The sequence below is a fragment of the Bacillus aerolatus genome (assembly GCF_009183655.1).
Lineage (GTDB): Bacteria > Bacillota > Bacilli > Bacillales > Domibacillaceae > Pseudobacillus > Pseudobacillus aerolatus.
The window spans coordinates 512,066-533,368 of the sequence record NZ_WEIO01000001.1 but is presented as its reverse complement, the minus strand read 5'-3'; the positions used below and the strand labels follow the sequence as shown (position 1 = coordinate 533,368).

Genomic DNA, 21,303 nt, shown 5'->3' with positions numbered 1-21,303 from the left:
TACGTTGGGTTTGATTCTAGGTCTTGACCTTTGAAGTGCTCTGTAGAAAGAAATTTCTACAGGCATTTTTAATTTAACGAATGATTGTTTTGGAACGGAGACTGCCCGAAACTATAGGGACAAGAAACCTGTCGGCAATAATTACTTAAACGATTAGGAGATAGGACCGATATATAAAGAGGACTTAATAAAGAAATGGCTGGCTTTGTCAAAGAAAAGAGTTTTTGCAAGTTCTTTATGTCTTATTCTAATTTTATATTTATTAGGGGTGAAAAAGTGAAAAAAAGCATTTTTGCAATCATCATGATCGTATCAATTTTTATGATAACTGGGTGTTCGAGTCAGATGGTTTCAGAAGAAAAGAAAGCAAATCGTGAACAGGTGAGTGAAAAAGTTAACGAACAAGTTAGTGAAAAAAAGGCTGCATCTGAACCTGTGGCTACACAGGAAAACAACGAAGAGGATCGCTCTTGGGATGGACAATGGGTCTTTTTGAGTGATGATAATCTTGGACAATTACAAATTGAACAGGTTGAAGGGAACGGGATTAACTATACTTTAGGAGGAACTAGGATTAATCCGAATAATAATAGTTCATATGCCAATTCATTCCAAGGAACAGGCATCATAAAAGGTGACAAGGTTGAATTTAAAAATAATCTGCTTGAAGAATGCGGTGGAATGATGGAAAAAAAAGATTCAGTTATAACCGTTACGGTTGAGAATGAGGGCTGCCATACTCCGCAGGTTTATTTAAATGGTGATTACAAAAAAGATGATTCGATTACCACCCCATCGTTTTTTGCGTACGAGAATGGCGAATTTAATATTTATGGGATTACATTAGGGGATACACCATCAACGACAAAAGGGTTGGTTGGAAACCCGGATTATGAAGGTCCTGATGAAGAAGCCTTCTACGAATGGATTCAAGATTACCCAAGTAAAAATCTATTTATATCCTATTTCAGCAATAAAATTGAATCCATCCATGCAGAGGCTAATGCAAGCGAACTAGAAGCTGCCATTGCCGAGGAATTTGATGGTGATTATTATATTAGTAATGATGGTTCTAACTATTTGTATAATCCTGAGAATAAACAATTATTAATATTCAATGAGAATGAAAAAAATAGCCAAATGATTAGTTTTTTTGTTACATATGCTGACGGGAACTTCTATTACGGAGTTGAAAACGGTTCGATAAAACAAAAATAAGGAGGGTGTAGCTTTGAAATAAAGGTTGATCAAAAACACCCTGTAAACATGCATTCCAAGCAAAATAAGAAGAATCCATTTTGAAAAAAGATTGATCAAAACGGATTTTTCTTATATAAGTACTGACTTGGTTTTTATAAAAAAGGTTGATTAAAACCATCAATCAATGATCATTAATGACAAACTACATATTCTAAATCCCCTTTGTAAGACTTTCCGGCACAGCTGTACTTCCAACATGATGTATATCAACATTAGGAAGTAAAGATTGTAATTTTGTTTTTTTATTCAAAAAATAAAGCATCCACTTTTTCCCGAAACTACTCCTCTTTCACTCTGGATATATAATCTGATGGTAAACTATTTATTCTCCTCTTTTTTATAAAAAGCACAAATGCAACGCTCACTGTTCCAAGCCATACAAATAACAAAATGCCCACAAGGATCGGCAAGGCCGTTAGTTCAAATACAGAGCGGCCTAATGCCGTTTGGAAACCTATTAGTATAATCGATAGCATCCAAGCCATACTGCCATAATGGATGAGCCGTTTTTTAAAGCGATCATTCACTTGTACTTTCTCTAAAAGCCATCCTGGCAAGATTAATGTTTGCAGCGCATGAAAGCCAATTCCATGTAGGACGATTAAATTCCCTGCCTCTCCTGTAAACCGGTCTTGCAGCAAAATCATCCATATTCCGGCAATATTGGCTATTAGGACAGAGAGGAAAGCATAGCGAATCCCCATAATAAGCAATGGACGTTCATAAGGATATTTTATTCTGAAAAACTGGATAGTAAGCAACAATGCTAAAGCAATAAGTAAGAGCGAAACAACCCCAAATAGCATTCCAGCTATTATATCGGCGACATCTCCTGCACGAGAAAATCGTGGATTAAGACCTCGAAAGTTTTGAACCGTTTCAATGGCATAGGAGTATATGGCTGCTATAATAAAAATCCACCGTATCGCCTTCCTGTTACGAGCTTTAAGTCTTGCAAAAGGTAAAATCGCAGCTATTGAAAGGGTAAACATGCCGATTGCCGCATTAAAAGAGAAAGCATCTCCTAAATCTCCTTCAGGTAAAATAATGGGGCCTCGAAAAAAGATAAACATAGCGATGCCTGCTGCAAGTATAAATCCAATCAGACTTGTAATCACAAGCCATCTTTCTCCTTCAAATAGCTTGACAGACGAGTCCACTACATCGTTTCGGCCAGCTCTCATAACATTCGTCAAGGATCGTCCCTTCCTTTCAAATTCGTTTATTTATTTATCAATCAATAAATAAAAATGTAAAAAAAAGAAAGTTGATCCACTTCCTCTTTTTAACAGCAACTCTTCACTCTGCTTCATCTTTTCCACATATTAATTGGGGCAAATTCAATACTTCTGCAACCGTAATAAGTAAACCGGTGCCAATGAAATGTGCGGCTGTTTCTTTAGCATTAGAAATTCCCGCTCCTTCAAATTTCAAAGTTAAGGATTCAAAAATGGTGAGAAACAATTGCCGAACATGTTCTCGAATCCCTGCCTCTGAAATGGCATGAGCTTGCATAACCATTAACACCTCATCACGATGGGTTTGTATAATTTGATTAAAAGCACGACCCATCGTTTCGATTAATTGATCAGCAGGTGCATTTACTTCTGAAAATGCGTCATAAATGCGGCTAAATGCACGATCAATGACAGCCTTGAATAATTCTTCCTTGTTTTGAAAAAAATGAAACACATACGGCTGCGTCACTCCTGCAGCCTTTGCCACCATTCCCGTCGTTGCTTTATAATACCCCCTCTCTGCGAAAACCTTTACAGCATTTTCAATAATTAATTCTCTTTTATCTTCTCGGACTGCCACTACTATCATCCTTTTATCTATTTATTGATTAATAAATAAATCGTATTCAAATTGATTATTTTTGTCAAGGTTTATTTACCTATTTATATCCAATTATCGCAGCATACAAAATTGCTGAGCATTCCATCATTATTACAGGAGGAAGCTCAGAACTCGCCTTTCAGTTACTGTTGATTTCTTTATTTTTCAGTCATATTCCAAGCTACATTGCAAAAAATGTATTACTTCAAAACCTCGAGCATAAGTTTAATGTGAATCTTCCTAACATTGCCAGACAAAGGAGAAGATTATATGAATAACACCGATTCAAAATCAGAACAAAATGAACAATCGCCAATAAGCTCTAGCCTCAGACTTGCCCTGATAGCTGCTATTCTTACTACTATTGCAGATGGGATAGCGGCCATAGCTGCTATCGCTGCTATAGATGAGGAAATCATTAATGCAGAAAAAGAAAAACAAGATCAAAAAGAATTAGATGAGAAGTTTGAACAGATGCAAGAGCAAATTGACAAATTGACAAATGAATTAACAAAAATGAAATACTCAAAATTTTAAACCTTACATTAGGGGAGATATGCTTCGGCTAAGTATTTCTCACGTTAACGAAAATCACATCAGCCAAGGGGTGGAACAAATTGCCCGGTGCATTGACTTCATTCATAGCAGATAAGATTATATCATTCAGAGTCCCCCTTCATTATTATGAGCTTACATTTCAAAGGCTTCTTTTCTTAAAGTGAAAGACAGTTGGCGTGCGACTAATTTTTTCCAGATAGAGAACAAGCTGCGCTCAAAACAGAAGTTAGCATCTTAATCACTAATAGGCAAATAAGCACAACGCCGTTCTTACTCTTTAAAATGAAATAAACATAAAAGACGTTGAGCATTGATTTGCTAACGTCTTTTTATCATGTTACGCATTATATAAACTAAGGATAAGCCTAAAGGGGTACCAAAACTTTAAATAAGATTGAAATCTTCTTTTATGATTGAGTACATATATAAATCATCGAATTTACCATAAGTAAATTCATAATGTCTTAGCAACCCCTCTCTTCTAAAGCCTTGCTTTTCTACTAGCTTTTGTGATGGGAGATTAGAAGGTTCAATTAAAGCCTCAATTCTTTCTAACTGAAAATGTTGATAACCATACTTAACAACGGCTTCCAATGCTTCACTAGCTATCCCTCTTCCCCAGTAACCTTTGCTTAATTCATATCCAACTTCAGCTCGATAATGTTTGGTAAGCATATTAAGAAAACCACAACTTCCTATAACCTTACCAGCATCTTTTAGTGTAATTCCCCATCTAATTCCTGTACCTTCTTTGTATATAGATTTATACCACCTGATTTCATCCCATACGTCTTTTACTTTTTGGCACGGTACTAACCCCATAGGTTTCACAACATTTTTATCAGATAGATAATTAAACATATCATTAGCATCCTCTGTTGTTACTTCTCTCAAGATTAATCTTCTTGTTTCAATTATAGGAAATTCTTTTTCCATTGAAATTCCCTCCTCCCAACTAGAAAGCCACGAATAGAGTAAAGTTATTATATTATTCCTTGTTTAATTAACTTGTCTCATTAGCATAATATGAAAAGGAGATGCCGTAGCAACTCCTCATTTTTAACAAAAGCACCTGTTAGTTGAAGAAGAATATATAAGTTTATAATATTACTCCCGCAAAGCTTCCTCTCAATACTTGTGTCTCATTCTGATTTGTGCATAGGAAAGATGCCGAAATAGATATCCTATTATTATCTTGTTTTTCAAACTTCTCGATCGTTACTTCACATATTATTGTATCTCCGTAATGTAGCAGTCAACAACCCTTGAGTGACAAGTCTCCCCTGTTCATCAGAATTAGTATGGGGATTCCCCTCATCCCAGGATACTTTTGTAAACATTTCAACATCTTCTTTTGTGAATATCTGTTCAAATCTAATTATATCTCCGACCTTTTAATTGAATGCCAGAAAACAATTTGTTAGCTGTTGGACGATTAAATTTTTAGTTGTAATTCTTCAGGTGGTTGAGAATGCTTAAACAAATCATACAGCCGCTCTGCAATGATCGTAGAGTCCGATAACTCCTCATTCGTAAAACTTACTTTATGAATGGTTTCATCGAGATTTCTTTCAAGAATTGCAGCACGCTGGAAATATCCTCCTACTTCTTTGCTGACTGGAACTTGCAGCTCAACATATAGGTCTGTATGGTCCTCATATATATCAAAGATGAGTTCCACTTCTTTAAATTTCTCTCTAAATTCTGGCGAAGGCAAATATTCGATTTCTTGTGCCATTGGAACGAAACTCCTTGAAATCATTGGATATAAGGGATGGTCTAATACTTTTTTATTTGTTATCCATTTACCTCCAAATCCAGCGTAATAAATGACTTCTTCACGATTTGTTTTTTGAAAGCCAAGCTGGCCAGTTAATACTTCATTCACTTTTGTTACGAACGGATGCGCGTTAACATGTATAAAATCAAGATCACGAGGGTCTAATTTGTACGGTATATTGACGTCTGTTTGTATCCAGCATTTCCTCTTCGGCAGTATATGGGGCACGTAATAAGGGACCATAAAAGAAAATGGAAGCTGAATGTTTGTCTGTTTTTTCTGTTCATCCGTTAGATGGATCTCTAATGTATGTAAAGGTTTCATACATAGAAATCGATATTGATCATTTTCTATATGTGTTGTTCAATAATCGCGCCATCTTCTTTAAGAACTAAAGATAAAGTATAGATATAGTTAAGTAAGCTAATGACATTAAACTTAGCAAGAAAACAAAAGTTGCATAAAGTAAAAACTTTGACTTTTTATTCATTACTACACCGTTTTTAAAGGAGTTAGAAAACCCTAATAACAAACCTCCTAAAATCGTTATTAATCCAAACAACGGATCAATCGTGCTTCTCATCCATATTCCTATCATAAAAAGCATTAAAGCAAATATCGGATTAAACATAATATTTACAGCCACTTTGATTTACTCCCCCCCTTGTGCTCTGGCACGCCGGAAATCATATTTTTTGGTGCTTCACCCAGCCGAGCTGGCCAATTTTTTCTAATAAGTTCGTGGTTTCCGCCAATCCCACCGCTCGTCTGCCGGGAAAGAGTGGTCAGACTGGGACGTAAAAAATAAGATAACAGCAATGAATGGAACTTTAACTACTCCAGCCGGAACTTTTAAGAATGTAGTTACTGTAAAATAAAGTGACGGCTACACGAGCTACTATGCTCAAAATATTGGCTTTCTGAAAACGGTTTCTAATGGCGTAACAATAAGTGAATTAACGAGTATAAAAAAGAAATAAACCCTTGGCAGATTAATAATTTATTCGAATGGACTGACTGACTTTTCAATTAGAGTCATTCTTTTTACGCTTATATTAGGTTTGATTCTAGGTCTTGCCCTTTGAAGTTCCCTGTAGAGAGAAATTTCTACAGGGGTTTTTAATTTAACGGATGATTGTTTTGGAACGGAGACTGTCCGAAACTATAGGGACAAGAAACCTGTCGGAAATAATTACTTAAACGACTAGGAGATAGAACCGATATATAAAGAGGACTTAATATATCCTATTTCAGCAATAAAATTGAATCCATTCATGCAAGATTAATATTTGTAACGCATGAGATCCAATTCCAGGGTCCACCATAAAAACCCTGACTTATCTATGGAATAAAGAGATAGGTCGGAATTTTGTTTTTAGTAAAGCCACCTGTTAGGTGAAGAAAAATGTACTATTTAGCAATTACTTTTTAAAATTGAAAACAGTTTTCTCCCAGATTCCACTTTCTATACTGCCTCCTACCAACTTTACTATTTTCCCTTCTCCATTCAGTTCTACCGTGTATTTTTGCTCGTCGTACAATTCAATTGAAGGTGTTACTTGAAAAACACTTAACTCTGAAAGTCTATTATTTTTATAGTGGTACTTCTCGAAATGAAGGTTTGCGTCCTCTTCAAAACCAACAAGACTCCGTTCATACTTAACAATATTTCCATTATCATAAGTACATTTTGATACCACATTTATCTCTCCGATGTTTGAAAATTCTAGTGAATAAATAATGTCTTTGTCGTAAATTAAATATTCCTCATCAAAATGACTAATTGGTGTAGTAAACTCATTTACGCGTTTTACCCTTATCAGCCTGCCGTGATTATCGAATCCATATTCATAAGAATATTTTCCGAATTCAGGTTTCTTTTTCAAAAGTCTCCCTCTTTTAGGACAGAAAAAAGCCTACATCAAATGACAGGTTTTTCGGCTGCAACATTATATCGATCACTATAAAAGAAAAAAATGATTTACTCTTCTAGGCAGCCACGACTAAGTCTTTTATAAACACTCCCTCTGAATATGATACGATATTTTAAAGTGTTGTTGTCATGTGCCCATCATGGATGTACCCCAGAAAAGCAGAGGTGATAAAAGGATGCCCTCTGCTTTATAGGTGTCTACTAATTAGAGTTTCCTAATTTCCGCTCCTTTTTATACTGCCGATAAAAGAACAGCTCATATACAACTGGAACCACAATTAATGTCAACAAGGTAGACGAGGTTAACCCTCCAATGACAGTAACCGCTAACCCTTTTGAAATTAAGGTTCCAGATGACGTTGTCAGAGCGAGGGGGATTAATGCGGCGATAGTTGCAAAAGCCGTCATTAAAATGGGGCGTAGTCTCGTTTTTCCCGCTTCCACAAGAGATTCCCGAATCATAAGACCCCGGCTTCTATTTTGGCCGATGCGATCTACAAGTACTATGGCATTCGTGGTCACAATTCCTATTAACATAAGGAATCCGATCATGACGCTGACCGAGAGCGGCTCTTTTATTAAGTACAAAGAAATGAGCGATCCAACTGGAACGAAAATCAGTGATGACAAAATGATAAATGGAATTCGGGCTTTGCCGAACGTAACGAGCATTGTAAGATACACGAGTCCTATCGCTGCCACAATGGCGATTCCTAATGATTGGAAAATCTCAACGGTCTCATCATTTCCTCCTCCACTTGTCAGTGAAACTTCTTCTGGTAAATGGAGAGCTTGAACACCCGCCTTCACCTGTGATGAAACAGTTTGAATATCGTCCCCTTTTACTTGACCAGAAACGCGTGCGTACACTTTTCCATCTAACTTTTGAATCGACGTAAATGTATCGACCTCTTTTACTTCAGCTATTGCAGAGAGCTGAACAGGCCCTTTTTGTGTAAAAACCTGTACGTCTTCTAATTCTTGTTTCGATTCAAGATCCTTATTGAAGGACAATTGAACCTCTCGTTGTTTGTCTTCTAATTTCAGTGTCCCTACGCTAATTGGTTTTGTCTGATCACTTACAGCGCCTAGAATTTGAAACCCAGATAAGCCATATTCACTCGACTTCTCAGGGTCAATATCAACTAAAAACTGTTTTTGTTTTTCGCTGAAATTGTTTGTTACGTATTTAAGGTCATTATTTGCTTTCATATAATCTTCTACTTGTTTAGAGGCCTTTTGAAGAGCGTTCAAATCATTAGAGAAAAGATCGACATCCACGTTATTATTGGTCGGAGGTCCACCCGTTGATAATTCTTGAACGCTAATTTTCAGATCAGCCTTCTCTTGTTTAGCAATAGACTCAATTTTTTGTTCCAATGTTTTAATAGATTTTTCAACGTTTGCCTCTTCCTTCAAGTTAATGAAGTAGCTCGCTTTGTTTTCAAGTCTAAGGCCCGTCGCAAAGTCTCTCGCTCCAACCGCTGCTGTTACTTCTTTAATGTCGGACTGCTCACCAAACATTTTTTCAATTTCCAACGATATCTCGTTCGTTTTATCTAAGGAAACAGACGCTGGGAGTTCAATCGACGTCGTAAGCGTTTTAGATTCTTCATTAGGAATGAATGTAAAGCCAAGTGTCGGAATGACCGCGAAAGACCCTGCGAGCATAACGACGGATATGATTAAAACAATGAGCTTGTGATTCAACGATTTGTCTATAATCCGCCCATACCACCTTTGGAGGGCCCCTTCTTTTTCGTCAGGAGGCACTTTCTTAAATGAAAACTTGGCAAGGATCGGCACGATGGTTATGGAAACCAGCAGGGAAGCCAATAAAGAAAAGATAATTGTTAAAGCGAATGGCAAGAAGAATTTCCCGGTAATTCCTCCTACAAACCCAATAGGCAAGAACACGACAACCGTGGTAATGGTTGAAGACGTAATGGCCCTCAATATTTCTTTGGTCGATTCAATAATCACCTTATCCGTCATGCCTTCTTGTGATTTTCGAACTCGTCTAAATATGTTTTCAATTACAACGATACTATCATCGACGACGCGTCCTACGGCAACCGCCATCCCACCTAGCGTCATGATGTTAAGCGATATATCGAGTTGATTGAGGAAGATGGCTGCGATTAAAATGGAGAACGGAATCGATATAACTGCAATAATCGTCGCGCGTGTATTCCTTAAAAAGACAAGAACTGCGATGGATGCAAACAAGGCACCTAAAAGGCCTTCCTTCACTAAAGTGGAGACGGATTTCTCAATATCCTTTGCCGAATCAATCCCAATCGCATAATCGATTTCGCTTTCATATTTTTTCAATACGTTCATCACTTCATCGGCCACTTCAATCGTGTTAGCATCCTGCTTTTTCGTAATGGCCATAGACAGGGATTCTTTTTCATTGTACCGGGCTAATTCGCTTTTTTCAGAAATTGCCTCAACAGATGCAACGTCCTTTAAACGGACACCTTTGTTTTGAAAAGGTTGAGACGCATTTCCAGCATTAGAGTTTTGACCTGTTGAAGGAGCTCCTCTTGTATCAGGAGTTAACAGTAAATTTTCAAGTTTAGAAACAGACTCCAGGCTCTCTTCCACACGAATCGGAATTTGTTGCTCATCTACATTCAATTCGCCTGCAGGGAATGAAAGGTATTTGGCGTTGATTTGATCTTTAATGCTGCTTAGTGACAATCCCGCTTGAGTGGCTTTTTCTTTATCTATTGTAATCTGAACCAGATTATCCGTGAGTCCGGCAACCGATACATTGTTGATGCCTCTAATTTTATTGATTTCAGGAATCACACCATCTTGGAGAATACTTTCAATACTGTTTCCATTCTTACTAAACAATGAAATATTATAGATAGGAAAAGACCCAAATGATAATCGATTCAATTTAATTTCCGCTTCTTCTGGAATCCCCGCTTCCTCGACGACCGAATTAACCTGTTGTTCCACCTTATCAAGGTCGGTGTCAAAAGGAAATTCCACATTAATAATACCAATGCTATCATACGAGGAGCTGGTGACTTTGGTCGCGCCATCAATTGATTTTAACTGATCCTCAAGTTTTGATATCACCTGTTCATCGACATCATATGGAGAAGCACCAGGATAAACCGCTTCAATTGAAATTTGGGGAAATTCAATATCTGGGAACTGGTCCACCTTTAACTGTATGAACGAGTATACTCCGCCCATAATTAACAAGAATGAAATAATAAATACAGCTACGACATTCCTAAGACTAAATTTTGTTAGAAAATTCATCTTTAACCTCCTATCTACACATATTTATTTATATTGAGTGATGAAACATCACTTATTTTATTAATTTCACCTTATCAAACGATTTTTGATCCTTAGTTTTTCATCGTTTATCATTATATATAGTCCCTTCTTGATAGATAATATCTTAAAAAATCTATCACTTGATAGATTCATACAAAAAAATAGGATAGAAGTCAAAAAAGATTTCATTAGATGTACGCAGATTAACATAAAAAATAGAAGACCAATCATGCTCGTTACCCATACAAAGCCGACAAAATTATTAAAGTAAAAATCAAATAAGCTGCATTGAACATAAAAAAATAGAGGATAACTCAAAATTAAAGAATCCCCCCTCCCAACCATGGAATATCTAGTATTAAAATGGTGATAATCATTCTAATACTAGATTTTGTGTGGGAGTCAGATCACTTTGAGTTACCCTCAATTTACTTTACAAATGAAGTTCTTGGGCTGGTTCACCATTATTGTTTAAGATACGGATAGTTTCAGGTTGTATTTGTAGAAACACATAGTTCGGATCTTCAGGGCTGTCGAACCATTTTTTAAATGATTCATCCCAGAATTGTTTCTTCAAATGTTGCGAATCATTAACTATTGATGTTCCAGAAATTTCAACATACGTATCGCTTAATCCTTTTTCTTCATAACCCAACAGGACGGATACGGATCGATTCTTTTCTATTTCATCTATTTTCTCGGTATCCATTTTCGTTGGCGTAAATAGTGTTAAGTCCTCATTATAAAACGTCATATATCGTGAATAAGGCTTGTTATTTTCAACGGTTGAAAGGACGCCCTTTCTATGATCAGAGATAATTTTCACGACTTGCTTTTTTAACTCTTGCTGGCTCATTGATTTTCACTCCTTTTCTATGTTACTGTGCCACTTATCCTTGAAATTAAACCTTCCAGTTCTTTGTATTTTCTTCTATGAGAATTGAGTAATGATGATGATCGATTAACTTATCTTTACAAAGGCCTAGACTGCTTCATTAGACTGGATGTAAAATTTATAACCCGAACAATAAAAACCAAAGATGGAATTTTGCTTTATGTGAAATACTCTAATTTTGCATTGGGAAAGAATTTCTCCATATAGGAATAAAGATGTTCTTTTATATCCTCTTCTTCATCTTTTTGATAAATGTATTTGCCTATTCCGTACTTACCCCATTTATATCTTCTTTCTGACTCATTTAATTCTAATTTGGTCATAGGATAATTTTTTTCAATCACTTTCTTGGCCGGCTTTGTAAAACGATGTTGAATGAATTCAAATGTTATATCTTTCCTTGCTTCAACAGGTAATTCTGCATCGAGACGCTCAAACATGTGATAGTAACCATCCTGCCACCCTTCATGAAGGTAAATAGGTGCCACAATAAACCCTAGTGGATATCCAGCCCTTGCTACTTTTCCTGCTGCCTCTATACGCTTTGCTAAAGGAGAGGTTCCTGGCTCAAAGTTTTTAATAACATAATCGGCGTTTACACTGAATCGAAATCTTGTTTTTCCGTTATGCCTTGCATCGAGTAAATGATCAACGTGATGAAATTTAGTGACAAACCTCAACTTGCCATGCTCCGATTTTCCAAAGTGTTCAATCGCCCGCTTTAACGTATGTGTCAGGTGGTCCACTCCTACAATGTCAGAAGTACAAGATGCTTCAAATCTTGTGATTTCGGGCACACGTTCTTCCATATATTGATCAGCAGCTTCCAAAATTTCATCCACATTCACATATGTACGGATATATGGCTTGTTTCCCATCGTTGTTTGTAAATAACAATAATGACAATGACCCATACAGCCTGTTGCAAAAGGAATAGCATATTCAGCTGAAGGCTTTGATGTATCAAATTTGAGGGTTTTTCTTATTCCAACTACTAATGTAGACTTTGCAATACGATACCTTTGAAAATCATTTTCACCAGGAAGATTCCTTACTTGATTATGGGATGTCGTATATCGAATTTCCACATCCATCTTTTCAAATTTTTCTTTAAGCTCCTTCCCTAGTGGATAATCCAAAGCTTTTGGTTCAAAGTATACGAGTTGGGGTGTAAACGGTTTAATCATTCCATCATCCCCTTTTAATAGTTCCCAAAATAATGTTGATAGGCTTGTTCTGCCTCTGCCTCACTTGAATATACAGCCATTTCATTTGTTAACGGGTAGTAAGTCTCGTACAAAAATAAAGCTAATTCATTCGGATTCTCAGGATTATTCACAACTGCCGCTTCCTGTATATTCGCTACATCCTGCGTGTGGGGGTTTCGATAAAAAACATAAACAATATCTCCCTTATCGAAACGACTATTTTCGTTATTCAATTCCATATTCATCACCTTCCTATAGCTTTTATTATATTTTGCCTTCAGAAGAAAAAATTATGATTACTTGAATATAAAAAGAGCAAATTCAACAAGTATGAAAATCTGCTCTAAACTTTTTGTCTCAATTTATCTATTACTTTAAGAACTTCTTCTCTATTTTTTGACAGCTTCATCCAGTCGTTTCATGGAGATGACGTCTCTGTCAAATAAAGAAAATAAGAGTATTGACTAGGTCAACACTCTTTGGATCAACTTGACACAGAGCCTCTATGGGCATCAATAATATGCCCAGAAGCCTGCAGCTTCAAGGCTTGGCTGTACCCCATGCCCACCGCCTCTTTAAGGCGCTTACACTTTCTCTTTGTAACATTCTGCACTTTTATTTTGCCATGCACATTATAGTCCCGGCAAACTTTTAAATCGAGATTCGGCTTTTTCTCCTTCTTCAAAGAGCGCGATATAAAAAAATACATTGACTAATACACCGCCAATTCCATATACAACAATTGCACCGATATATTTATAAACTTTTGTGCTAAATTTAATCTTACCAATGATGAAATCTGCTAACATGGAAAAAATAATGCCTCCTATCAAAAACATAGGCAAAGAATACATTGTATATACAGAGAACAGCCCTGAATATGACCAATATCCAACCGCTTCTTGCTGTTCTGCTACTGGAGTATAATTCATGTAGGATACTAATAAAGAAAAAATAATGGCAGAAATGATAGCGGTAATTAACTTTTCCCCAAATAGCCAACTTTTACATCCCCTCTTTAATAACTTTATTCTAACATTCCCCTTATTAGGATAAGGTTAGGAAATTGTCGATTTACAACGATAAGGAAATTCCAATATAGGAAACCCAATTTCTCTATTTAATACTGAGAAATTAGGTTTTTCGTGATTTCATAAATGAATAGTTTATCTTTCATAGGGAACGTCCATGACCTATTTCAATATACTTAGGAAATGTAATTTTTTCAGGCAAATAGTAAGAAGCAACACTAGCAATAAGAGAAATAAAAGCTGCTAGTCCAAATGCTAATACATGAGTTCCAAACGTCTCATATCCCCAGCCGCCTATAAATGAACCGATTGCTCCTCCGATCTGATGCCCGAAAAAAGCCCATCCATTTAAAATCCCAAGCAAACGAACCCCATATAAATCGCTCAGAATCGCAGAGGTCATGGCAATCGACCCTGCCCACACCAATCCTCCGGTAGCTGCCACTAAATAGAGTTGCCAGGGAGTGGCCACTAATACTAAGCCAAGAATCCCCATCCCTCGAACAAAATAGACCAAAAAGAGAATGTTTTTTCGAGGATAGCGATCTGAGATTGATCCCAAGAATAAAGTGCTAAATATCGCTACAACCCCAATTACTCCAACGCCGAATGAGGAAGTCATAGGCTCAAAATGATGATCCACCAACATAGGGACTGCGTGGGACCCTATTAGATTCATACCAAAACCGCAGGCAAACATTCCAATGACGATTTGCCAGTAGGCCCGTGTCTTAACAGCATCTTTCCATGAGATTTCCAGTTGGATGTCCTGTTTGATTTTCCCCCCACGAGCTGCAGCATCATCTGCCCCCTCTGGTACGTCTTCCCGCATGACGAAGATAGCTGAGGGAAGCACGACACAAATGAACACCCCTGCAAATATTAGAAGTGTCTGCTGCCACCCGACCAGCTGAATTAGCAGGGTTTCAACTGGTGTCATAACAGCGATTCCTGCCATTCCACCTGTGGACAGATAAAAGAGGGCTTTTCCCCTTTGTTGAACAAACCACTTGGTAATGATCGGTGCCAAAGTAATATTGCTTAAAAAAGCAAGGCCTAGGGATAGAAAAATACCGAAAGAAAGAAGAAACGAAAACAATCCTTTTGAGTTTATCGTCCATACTATCGATGCACAAACGGTAATCAAGCCGGTTAACAAGACGAAACGGGTGCTGAAACGTTTTAAAAGAGACCCAGCCAGAGGCATCCCTAATCCATAAACAATCATTCCAATTGAAACAATGAGTGAAAACTCTGTTCTAGACAATGCCAAATCTAACATCATCGGCGTAACAAATGGACCGATCCCCATCCGTAATCCCATGGTAAGTAAAACAATCACGGATGCCGATGCAACGATGTACCACCCATAATATGTATGTCTGCCATTTTTAATCAAAGTGCTGCCCCCTTAGCGATAGGTATCAACAGTTTTGCGATTAATATATAGTAAACCTATAAAAATATGAAATAAGTGTACTTGGAATAATATCTAACATAATAAATTTACATGTTAGGGTTGAATGAGCTTTTCATTGAAACAATGGAAGAGATGATATGAATAGAGTCCCATTGACCCCCGGAAACTTCAACAATTGGGTATTTCCTCGGAAAAAGCTTTTTATTGATTTCATTAATTGAGAGTCCTTGTTTATGAAAATCTTTCACTTCCTCACAAAGATTCTCAAGATAATTTAACTTTTGTTTTAACATCTTTTTTCCGTCCTGTATGTACCCAGCATGACTGCAAAACATTGGTCCAAAATCATAGGAAAGCAACGTTCGGATGGAGTCCATAATCACGGGAATTGATTCACTATCCATAATGACCTTTGTCTTCGGTGCCACAATTAAGTCACCTGTAAATAACCTGCCTGTTTCTTCATGATAATGTGTTTGAATCCGGTATCAATTAACATACCGTCTACTAAAAATACATAAACCGTTCTGCCTTTGTGACCAGACTTTCCATTGCTGCCCTCTACACAAATAACACCCTCTCTTTCATACACATTTATCATGCTTTTCTCTCCCATCTTTTTTATGATAAACATACTAATATTAAACAAGTAACAAATTATTCCTATTATCCTTCCGTATTCTTATTACTTATTCCAATGTCAAAAAGCATTTTCTTAAATAGTCGAATCTCCTCATCAGCAAATTCGGACGTTACTTCTTTATTCATTTCATCCATCTTCTGACACAATAGAACCTCCAAAGATTTCCCCTTTTCTGTCAAAAAAACTAGCTTGTTCCGGCGATCATCGGGGTCAACGCGCCGCTCAATAAATCCGTTATGTTCCAACCGGTCGATGATACCTGTTATGGTTGCACTGTCAAGAAGAAGTCTTTCAGCTAATTCATAACTGAATTGTCTATCCTTTTTCCACAATTGACGAAGCAGCGCATATTGAACAGGTGTCACACCATACGGGGATAGTTTGGATTTACTCACTTGATTCACTCTTTGCAAAGCTTTCCCTAGAAGAAAATGAACACAGATATCGAATTTTTCCATGAATCTCCCACCATTATTAGTTAAAATTTTCCGAATAATAAGAATATAATACATCAAAGATGTTTTGTATACAAGTGATTTGTACACAAGTGATTTTACGGAACTAGAAAACATTTTACGTGGCCAAATAAATACAAAGGTGATAAAAGAAAATTATGAGGATGTTTTGCGGTTAGCCCATTCTATAAGAGAAGGTACTGTCTCAGCATCACTTATTATGGGGAAACTAGGTTCTTACTCTATTCCTGACGCTACCCCTTATTAAAGTAACCTGACCTGTTAAACAACAAACTTAACTTTTTTTCCGACTATAATACAAAGAGATCAGAAGATAGGCGCCAAAAATAAAAGAAAACCAATAGAGCATAAATTCAACATTCAATGTACCCGAACGAATCCAAGCTGTTAAAAAACCTAGGATTGCTGCTACAAAGATAGCAATAAACCCCTTAGAGTGTGGTTTCATTACTTAAAATCCTCCCTACCTAATCACATCTTATATTTACGAATATTATTTATCATCCTTCTTCAACTAACGCATCCGTTCGTTTAAGAAGAAAACAACCCCTCATTTTTTTCATATTTACTTAAAGACAAAGGTTAAAATAATGGCTAACGTAATTAACCATAATCCACTCCATCCATAGTCAATGAACTTATTCCCTGTCTTTTTATCAAAGTTCTTTTTAGTTAAATAACTCTCTAAAATTGAAAATCCTGCACCTAATACAAAAAAAGTGAAAACCCCTAAATAATTCGTAAATAATAGCACTAAAATAATCGCGCAAAAAATTGTCCAGCGAGTAAACGGTAGTCTTAATAAGTACATATAATCATCTCAGTTCCTATAAATTGTACTTTAATACAGATCAATACTTTCTGATTCATCGTTCCACCTCGGATGTGCAACCTCAAAAAGTCAATTAAACGTTGACTTTAGCAATCATTAGAAATATCTTATTTATTCAAATTTTCTTCGAGCGAACGACCATATTAAAGCATATGTCAAAGACATTACTATTGCACGAACAATTCCCCAAAAATCTAAATTAAAAGCTTCTTTCCGTATTATTTCTTGAAATGGTAAATCAGAAGGTTCAAGAATTATACTAAACACTATTATCCCAATAAAAAGTATAAAAAAATCTCTTACAAACTTTCTCATAGAAACTTCATCCCATTTCTACATTTTGGTTCAATCTAATAAATAATACGCTCACTATATTATTTAGTTGGTAACATGTACTTCTTCCATCCATTGGCTTGATTTTGATCTTACTATAATTAAATGCTCATTTTCCCATTTGATTGTCCCTAAAAACCTGGAATATACCATTTCATTCCCGACGTCCTCTGCTAATAATTGGTCGATTACTCTCATCCCTTTCTCATTATAAACCTCGCAGCGCAACTGAAAACCTTCAGATCGATGAATCCCTTTTAAAATAGCTAATTTCTTGCGGCTAGGACTTTTCTTCGGTGTTTTGCCAACTAAAAAAACGGCTTCATAATTTTGTTTAACAACTTCCTCAAGTGCTTCCTCTACATACGTTGAAATAGTTGATGGCGATAATGTTGAGTATTTTTCCAAAATCGGCACGATGTACAGACGAACCAACTCGGTAAATACTTGAAATTTGGCTTGAGTAGAATCCAAGTTTAAAAAAGACATATAATCATAGGGTATTAAAACATTAATCTCTTCAAGAGCATAATTTTTATCATAAGAGAATGTCTTATTCGGATTTGCCAGGCAGTAGACAATAATGGTGTCAAACTCACCTAATTTTACTCCTAACTCACTCAGTTTTTTCGAAAAGATCAACTCGAAAATTCTCATCTCATGTAAACGCTTATAATGCTTTTTGGGACGCTTCTTCCCCCAGTCCTTAAAATGAATACTTAACATTCAATCATCCTTTCTTTATTTGCTGGCTTTTGTGCGGTTGCCGTTGGCGTCGTACGAATACGTCTGGCCGTTAATAATGATATAATCAATTTATCAACTACATAGTAAACAGAGGAGGAAATCTTATTGTCTGAAAAAGCAATTGATAATTTGAAGAATTTTTTGCTCAGCATACACCGTGATGAAGTCAATATCTTGAGTCAAGATGAATCGGTTTGTTTAACATTTATTCTTTTCAAAGAGAACGAATTAGAAGCCGAACAATTAGGTTACAGCGTAGATGAACGAGGAAATTCATTGACAGGCAAAGCTAAAGGTGATTGGCAAGAGGAGTGGATAGTCATTGGTTATGAAGAAGATCTTGAAGATCCTTTAATTGTCGATACTTCTCGAGAAAGCTGCCCAGTACTAACTGCTGAACATGGGACTGGCGAATGGGAACCAATTGTTCTTTTTCATTCCCTCCGTAATATGAAAAAAAGTATCAGCTAATCACTACTCAAGCTGATACTCTTTCTGTTAGCTTAGTAGGAGCTTAGCTCCCGAACACTGTGGTTGAATGCATTTTTGTTATTAACCAGCTATCAAAACTTTCATAGCGAGAAACGAGCTTTGCTGACCTTCTCGTCAGTTCAACCACACCCCCAGCAGCTTCGATAGCAAATATTGTTTTAGGAGTTCCGCCAAAATAGAACAGATCATCAGGAATTTGGCAAGGAGGATCTTCAGTCTCCTCAATTAAATCATATGGCTGGTACAACTGTTCTTCTCTAGACATCCCTTTTTCTAAAAATGATTTCCCATAAATATAAAAGTTTCCCCCAAAAAGAAAAACTCCGTTGCATAGAGACAAAAAATTTTTGTATGATTCAGGGAACCTTTTCTTACTCTCGTTTTCAAGTAAATCTACATCAGCTGGGAGCAATGGATGAAAAATATGATGTACCCAGCCCTCTACACCTGTTTCGTAAGTCTTGTTAATTAATACTGTTTTATTTTTTAATGTTTTGAAACCAAGCATTTTTTCCTTTTCAATTATGTGTAAAATTTCTGCTCTATAATCCATTTATGTTATCATCACTTTCTTTTAATAAATTTACCAGTGATTTGATTTTTCCATTTGCCGCTATGGAGCCTATCAGGAGAAAATTTCTTGCACGATTAGAAATTATATTTCTATCGTTAATTCATTAATTTCTTTGATCCCATGCTTTATAAGTTTAAAGCGCATTTTATCGGCATATGCTTGAGGACAATGAAATATGACATGAAAAGGAACAGCTTTTGCTGAAGGCGAATCATCATTCAGGCCAGACGCCCAGTCTTCAGCTGTATTGATTAATGTTTCAGCAAAAATGGAAAAGTGATCAGCATGCAAAGTCGAGATGTGATCTATTTTGCTAGTAAGCAACTCTTGGCTATCTATAATGATCACCAAATAGGTTTCTTTCACCAGCCAATCTAGATCGTTTATACACTCGTCAAAAGCATCCCAATTATGACCAAAATAAGATGGAAATTGCAACCCTCTTTGAAATTCTTTAAAAAGAACACTCGTTGTTCTGCATTTTCGCCCATTAATAAAAGTGACATGGAGATTGCCATCAAGCGTATTTGTTTTAAAAAAGCCTTCCAGCTTACTGGCTTCACCTGCGAATAAATGAAAAAAAGGAGAAGCTGTCTTGTAAAAAAAGTCCAGGTTTACGTTCATTCCCATCACCTAATTCTTTTAAATGTTTTATAGTGATATGCCGCTTTTCCTCTTAGGTCACTAACGGTTCCATTCGGATAATCTGGCATTTAGTACAAAGAAAAAAGTTTAAGATCATTTCACCAAGCAAAAAAGGAACCGCTGTGATTAAGGTGCCGTCTGTCACATCTTCCGTAACGGATGCAACGTACATCATGTCATTATTAGTTCTAATGAATTTCCATCTAGATCATGAAAGTATATTGCGGCGTGAGCATTCGGGTTATTAGGTAACACAAGAGGCTGTTTTTCCGGCGGGAAATCAAATGATGTTTGTACAACTATTCCTTTCTGCTCTAACAATTTTGAAAATCGTTAAACAATAAATTAGCTTCTCGTAATCCTATTCTCCCCTTTTTTATTGTCCTCAAAGATAGAGATCACTAAAAGCAGAGCAAACCAAGTAAAAGGTTTGCTCTGCTTTGTATATGTATCTTATTCTACTAACGCCGCTCCGTCGTAACAAAAAAGAATGAGCAATAAGCTTAACTTAAAAATTATAACGGATTTTCTCCGTACGCACCCCACAACAGTGGAAACTTTTTACGCAATCCCTCTTCATCATCTCCATCCCAGTCAAATTCCAATTCCGGTTCGATATAATCATCTTTTGCCAACTGATCGTATAACTTGAAATACTTCTCATCGTCAAACCCCGTCTTTTCCTCATAAGCGATACTTGCTACATACAATAGTTCTTCCAACTGTGGAATTTCTTCTTGCTCTTCTAACAACTTGAAATAAGGAAGTAGTGTTTCAGGGTTTTCAATGGCAGCTTCGTAACATTCTTTACCTAGATAAAGCACCCATGCTCTGAAATAATCAAAGCAATCATCTGAACATCCTCCCATAACGATATAAGCAGCTGCCCACAAGTTTGATGTGTACGACTTGTAATAGTATTGATTGAAAATAAAATCAAACATCACGATGTCTTTTACCGGCTTTCTCGACAAATGAGTAACTAACCACTCGATTTGCTCATCTATATCTTCTCCCTTTTCCTTGCATGTCTCTAATAACTCCCAAAACTGGGCCTCTGTCATCGTGCTTTCTTTTACAATCTGATGTGATGATTGCGCGAATACATATCCTTTTTTTAATTTGGATTGAATTAGCTTCTCGCCTTCTCTTTGGCAGGCCTCTTCCGATTGAAACTCTTTTGTTTTTACCGACCCGATCGTACCAACTTTCCCATACGTCACGGTAGATGTGTTTCCTGCAACATATATTTTCCAGAATTTATTAGATGAGCCGTCGTTATAGATAAGTAGTGTTTCCAATACTACTTCACTCCTTAACACAATATTTAT

Annotated in this window: 23 protein-coding genes and 2 pseudogenes; 4 read left to right on the top strand and 21 right to left on the bottom strand. The window is 36.5% G+C overall.

What is annotated here, in order from left to right; all coding sequences use genetic code 11:
• Positions 1 to 195 precede the first annotated feature (195 nt).
• Positions 196 to 1,218: a hypothetical protein gene (locus F9802_RS02900; RefSeq protein ID WP_152149610.1), complete on the top strand. Its 1,023-nt coding sequence runs from the start codon at positions 196 to 198 to the stop codon at positions 1,216 to 1,218.
• Positions 1,219 to 1,411: 193 nt separating this feature from the next.
• Here F9802_RS02900 and F9802_RS02890 read toward each other — a convergent pair whose 3' ends face one another.
• From F9802_RS02890 to F9802_RS02880, 3 genes are all read right to left on the bottom strand, one after another.
• Positions 1,412 to 1,522, bottom strand: coding sequence for a GrpB family protein (locus tag F9802_RS02890; protein WP_152149609.1), 111 nt, complete (start codon positions 1,520 to 1,522; stop codon positions 1,412 to 1,414).
• A gap of 16 nt (positions 1,523 to 1,538) precedes the next feature.
• On the bottom strand, positions 1,539 to 2,378 hold the full coding sequence (locus F9802_RS02885; protein ID WP_225435170.1) for a hypothetical protein: 840 nt from the start codon (positions 2,376 to 2,378) through the stop codon (positions 1,539 to 1,541).
• Positions 2,379 to 2,559: 181 nt separating this feature from the next.
• Entirely contained in the window at positions 2,560 to 3,078 is a 519-nt protein-coding gene (locus F9802_RS02880; protein WP_225435169.1) for a TetR/AcrR family transcriptional regulator, read from the bottom strand.
• Between the two features lie 291 nt (positions 3,079 to 3,369).
• Between F9802_RS02880 and F9802_RS02875 the strand changes: the two genes are divergently transcribed.
• Positions 3,370 to 3,636 (top strand): hypothetical protein, encoded by a 267-nt coding sequence (locus F9802_RS02875; protein ID WP_152149607.1) that lies wholly within the window; start codon positions 3,370 to 3,372, stop codon positions 3,634 to 3,636.
• A gap of 405 nt (positions 3,637 to 4,041) precedes the next feature.
• On the opposite strand, the gene F9802_RS02870 is transcribed toward F9802_RS02875, so the two are convergent.
• The 14 genes and pseudogenes from F9802_RS02870 to F9802_RS02805 form a co-directional block, all read right to left on the bottom strand.
• On the bottom strand, positions 4,042 to 4,593 hold the full coding sequence (locus F9802_RS02870) for a GNAT family N-acetyltransferase (protein ID WP_152149606.1): 552 nt from the start codon (positions 4,591 to 4,593) through the stop codon (positions 4,042 to 4,044).
• Positions 4,594 to 4,756: 163 nt separating this feature from the next.
• A pseudogene (locus F9802_RS19870) lies at positions 4,757 to 5,039 on the bottom strand (enoyl-CoA hydratase).
• Between the two features lie 53 nt (positions 5,040 to 5,092).
• A complete protein-coding gene (locus F9802_RS02860; RefSeq protein WP_152149605.1) occupies positions 5,093 to 5,761 on the bottom strand; it encodes a sporulation protein in 669 nt (222 codons plus the stop codon).
• A 67-nt stretch (positions 5,762 to 5,828) separates the two neighbouring features.
• Positions 5,829 to 6,083, bottom strand: a complete 255-nt coding sequence (locus tag F9802_RS02855) for a hypothetical protein (RefSeq protein ID WP_152149604.1) — start codon at positions 6,081 to 6,083, stop codon at positions 5,829 to 5,831.
• Between the two features lie 775 nt (positions 6,084 to 6,858).
• Positions 6,859 to 7,323 carry a hypothetical protein gene (locus tag F9802_RS02845; protein WP_152149602.1) on the bottom strand — a complete coding sequence of 155 codons (465 nt, stop codon included), beginning with the start codon at positions 7,321 to 7,323 and terminating at the stop codon, positions 6,859 to 6,861.
• A gap of 248 nt (positions 7,324 to 7,571) precedes the next feature.
• The gene (locus tag F9802_RS02840; RefSeq protein ID WP_152149601.1) at positions 7,572 to 10,655 is read right to left on the bottom strand and encodes an efflux RND transporter permease subunit; all 3,084 of its coding nucleotides are present in this window, start codon (positions 10,653 to 10,655) and stop codon (positions 7,572 to 7,574) included.
• A 454-nt stretch (positions 10,656 to 11,109) separates the two neighbouring features.
• Entirely contained in the window at positions 11,110 to 11,532 is a 423-nt protein-coding gene (locus tag F9802_RS02835) for a pyridoxamine 5'-phosphate oxidase family protein (RefSeq protein ID WP_152149600.1), read from the bottom strand.
• Positions 11,533 to 11,729: 197 nt separating this feature from the next.
• Positions 11,730 to 12,758 (bottom strand): spore photoproduct lyase, encoded by a 1,029-nt coding sequence (splB, locus tag F9802_RS02830; protein ID WP_152149599.1) that lies wholly within the window; start codon positions 12,756 to 12,758, stop codon positions 11,730 to 11,732.
• A 14-nt stretch (positions 12,759 to 12,772) separates the two neighbouring features.
• Positions 12,773 to 13,018, bottom strand: coding sequence for a transcriptional regulator SplA domain-containing protein (locus tag F9802_RS02825; protein WP_152149598.1), 246 nt, complete (start codon positions 13,016 to 13,018; stop codon positions 12,773 to 12,775).
• Between the two features lie 393 nt (positions 13,019 to 13,411).
• The gene (locus tag F9802_RS02820) at positions 13,412 to 13,711 is read right to left on the bottom strand and encodes a hypothetical protein (protein WP_152149597.1); all 300 of its coding nucleotides are present in this window, start codon (positions 13,709 to 13,711) and stop codon (positions 13,412 to 13,414) included.
• A 241-nt stretch (positions 13,712 to 13,952) separates the two neighbouring features.
• Entirely contained in the window at positions 13,953 to 15,209 is a 1,257-nt protein-coding gene (locus F9802_RS02815) for an MFS transporter (RefSeq protein WP_225435168.1), read from the bottom strand.
• A gap of 107 nt (positions 15,210 to 15,316) precedes the next feature.
• Positions 15,317 to 15,658: a hypothetical protein gene (locus F9802_RS02810; protein ID WP_225435167.1), complete on the bottom strand. Its 342-nt coding sequence runs from the start codon at positions 15,656 to 15,658 to the stop codon at positions 15,317 to 15,319.
• 2 nt (positions 15,659 to 15,660) lie between these two features.
• Positions 15,661 to 15,831: a hypothetical protein gene (locus F9802_RS19865; protein ID WP_225435166.1), complete on the bottom strand. Its 171-nt coding sequence runs from the start codon at positions 15,829 to 15,831 to the stop codon at positions 15,661 to 15,663.
• A gap of 65 nt (positions 15,832 to 15,896) precedes the next feature.
• Positions 15,897 to 16,331, bottom strand: coding sequence for a MarR family winged helix-turn-helix transcriptional regulator (locus F9802_RS02805; protein WP_152149596.1), 435 nt, complete (start codon positions 16,329 to 16,331; stop codon positions 15,897 to 15,899).
• An 88-nt stretch (positions 16,332 to 16,419) separates the two neighbouring features.
• Here F9802_RS02805 and F9802_RS02800 point away from each other — a divergent pair.
• A pseudogene (locus tag F9802_RS02800) lies at positions 16,420 to 16,572 on the top strand (Tn3 family transposase); the annotation flags it as partial.
• A gap of 987 nt (positions 16,573 to 17,559) precedes the next feature.
• Here the strand turns inward: F9802_RS02800 and F9802_RS02790 are convergent.
• Positions 17,560 to 18,240, bottom strand: a complete 681-nt coding sequence (locus F9802_RS02790; protein WP_152149594.1) for a hypothetical protein — start codon at positions 18,238 to 18,240, stop codon at positions 17,560 to 17,562.
• Positions 18,241 to 18,366: 126 nt separating this feature from the next.
• Here F9802_RS02790 and F9802_RS02785 point away from each other — a divergent pair, with 126 nt between their 5' ends.
• Positions 18,367 to 18,732: a hypothetical protein gene (locus F9802_RS02785; RefSeq protein WP_152149593.1), complete on the top strand. Its 366-nt coding sequence runs from the start codon at positions 18,367 to 18,369 to the stop codon at positions 18,730 to 18,732.
• A 43-nt stretch (positions 18,733 to 18,775) separates the two neighbouring features.
• On the opposite strand, the gene F9802_RS02780 is transcribed toward F9802_RS02785, so the two are convergent.
• The 3 genes from F9802_RS02780 to F9802_RS02770 form a co-directional block, all read right to left on the bottom strand.
• Complete coding sequence (locus F9802_RS02780) at positions 18,776 to 19,306, bottom strand: SMI1/KNR4 family protein (RefSeq protein WP_152149592.1); 531 nt, start codon at positions 19,304 to 19,306, stop codon at positions 18,776 to 18,778.
• Positions 19,307 to 19,408: 102 nt separating this feature from the next.
• Positions 19,409 to 19,951, bottom strand: a complete 543-nt coding sequence (locus F9802_RS02775) for a barstar family protein (RefSeq protein ID WP_191991736.1) — start codon at positions 19,949 to 19,951, stop codon at positions 19,409 to 19,411.
• 536 nt (positions 19,952 to 20,487) lie between these two features.
• Positions 20,488 to 21,273, bottom strand: coding sequence for a DUF4240 domain-containing protein (locus tag F9802_RS02770; RefSeq protein ID WP_152149590.1), 786 nt, complete (start codon positions 21,271 to 21,273; stop codon positions 20,488 to 20,490).
• Between the last annotated feature and the right edge of the window lie 30 nt (positions 21,274 to 21,303).

What these genes read in the sequence shown, in the direction of transcription:
- F9802_RS02890 (WP_152149609.1), bottom strand. Translation starts at nt 1,522, where the DNA reads ATGCTTTATTTTTTGAATAAAAAAACAAAATTACAATCTTTACTTCCT.
- F9802_RS02860 (WP_152149605.1), bottom strand. Translation starts at nt 5,761, where the DNA reads ATGAAACCTTTACATACATTAGAGATCCATCTAACGGATGAACAGAAA.
- F9802_RS02775 (WP_191991736.1), bottom strand. Translation starts at nt 19,951, where the DNA reads ATGAACGTAAACCTGGACTTTTTTTACAAGACAGCTTCTCCTTTTTTT.
- F9802_RS02805 (WP_152149596.1), bottom strand. Translation starts at nt 16,331, where the DNA reads ATGGAAAAATTCGATATCTGTGTTCATTTTCTTCTAGGGAAAGCTTTG.
- F9802_RS02900 (WP_152149610.1), top strand. Translation starts at nt 196, where the DNA reads ATGGCTGGCTTTGTCAAAGAAAAGAGTTTTTGCAAGTTCTTTATGTCT.
- F9802_RS02780 (WP_152149592.1), bottom strand. Translation starts at nt 19,306, where the DNA reads ATGGATTATAGAGCAGAAATTTTACACATAATTGAAAAGGAAAAAATG.
- F9802_RS19865 (WP_225435166.1), bottom strand. Translation starts at nt 15,831, where the DNA reads ATGATAAATGTGTATGAAAGAGAGGGTGTTATTTGTGTAGAGGGCAGC.
- F9802_RS02840 (WP_152149601.1), bottom strand. Translation starts at nt 10,655, where the DNA reads ATGAATTTTCTAACAAAATTTAGTCTTAGGAATGTCGTAGCTGTATTT.
- F9802_RS02820 (WP_152149597.1), bottom strand. Translation starts at nt 13,711, where the DNA reads ATGAATTATACTCCAGTAGCAGAACAGCAAGAAGCGGTTGGATATTGG.
- F9802_RS02835 (WP_152149600.1), bottom strand. Translation starts at nt 11,532, where the DNA reads ATGAGCCAGCAAGAGTTAAAAAAGCAAGTCGTGAAAATTATCTCTGAT.
- F9802_RS02875 (WP_152149607.1), top strand. Translation starts at nt 3,370, where the DNA reads ATGAATAACACCGATTCAAAATCAGAACAAAATGAACAATCGCCAATA.
- F9802_RS02825 (WP_152149598.1), bottom strand. Translation starts at nt 13,018, where the DNA reads ATGGAATTGAATAACGAAAATAGTCGTTTCGATAAGGGAGATATTGTT.
- splB (WP_152149599.1), bottom strand. Translation starts at nt 12,758, where the DNA reads ATGATTAAACCGTTTACACCCCAACTCGTATACTTTGAACCAAAAGCT.
- F9802_RS02790 (WP_152149594.1), bottom strand. Translation starts at nt 18,240, where the DNA reads ATGTTAAGTATTCATTTTAAGGACTGGGGGAAGAAGCGTCCCAAAAAG.
- F9802_RS02870 (WP_152149606.1), bottom strand. Translation starts at nt 4,593, where the DNA reads ATGGAAAAAGAATTTCCTATAATTGAAACAAGAAGATTAATCTTGAGA.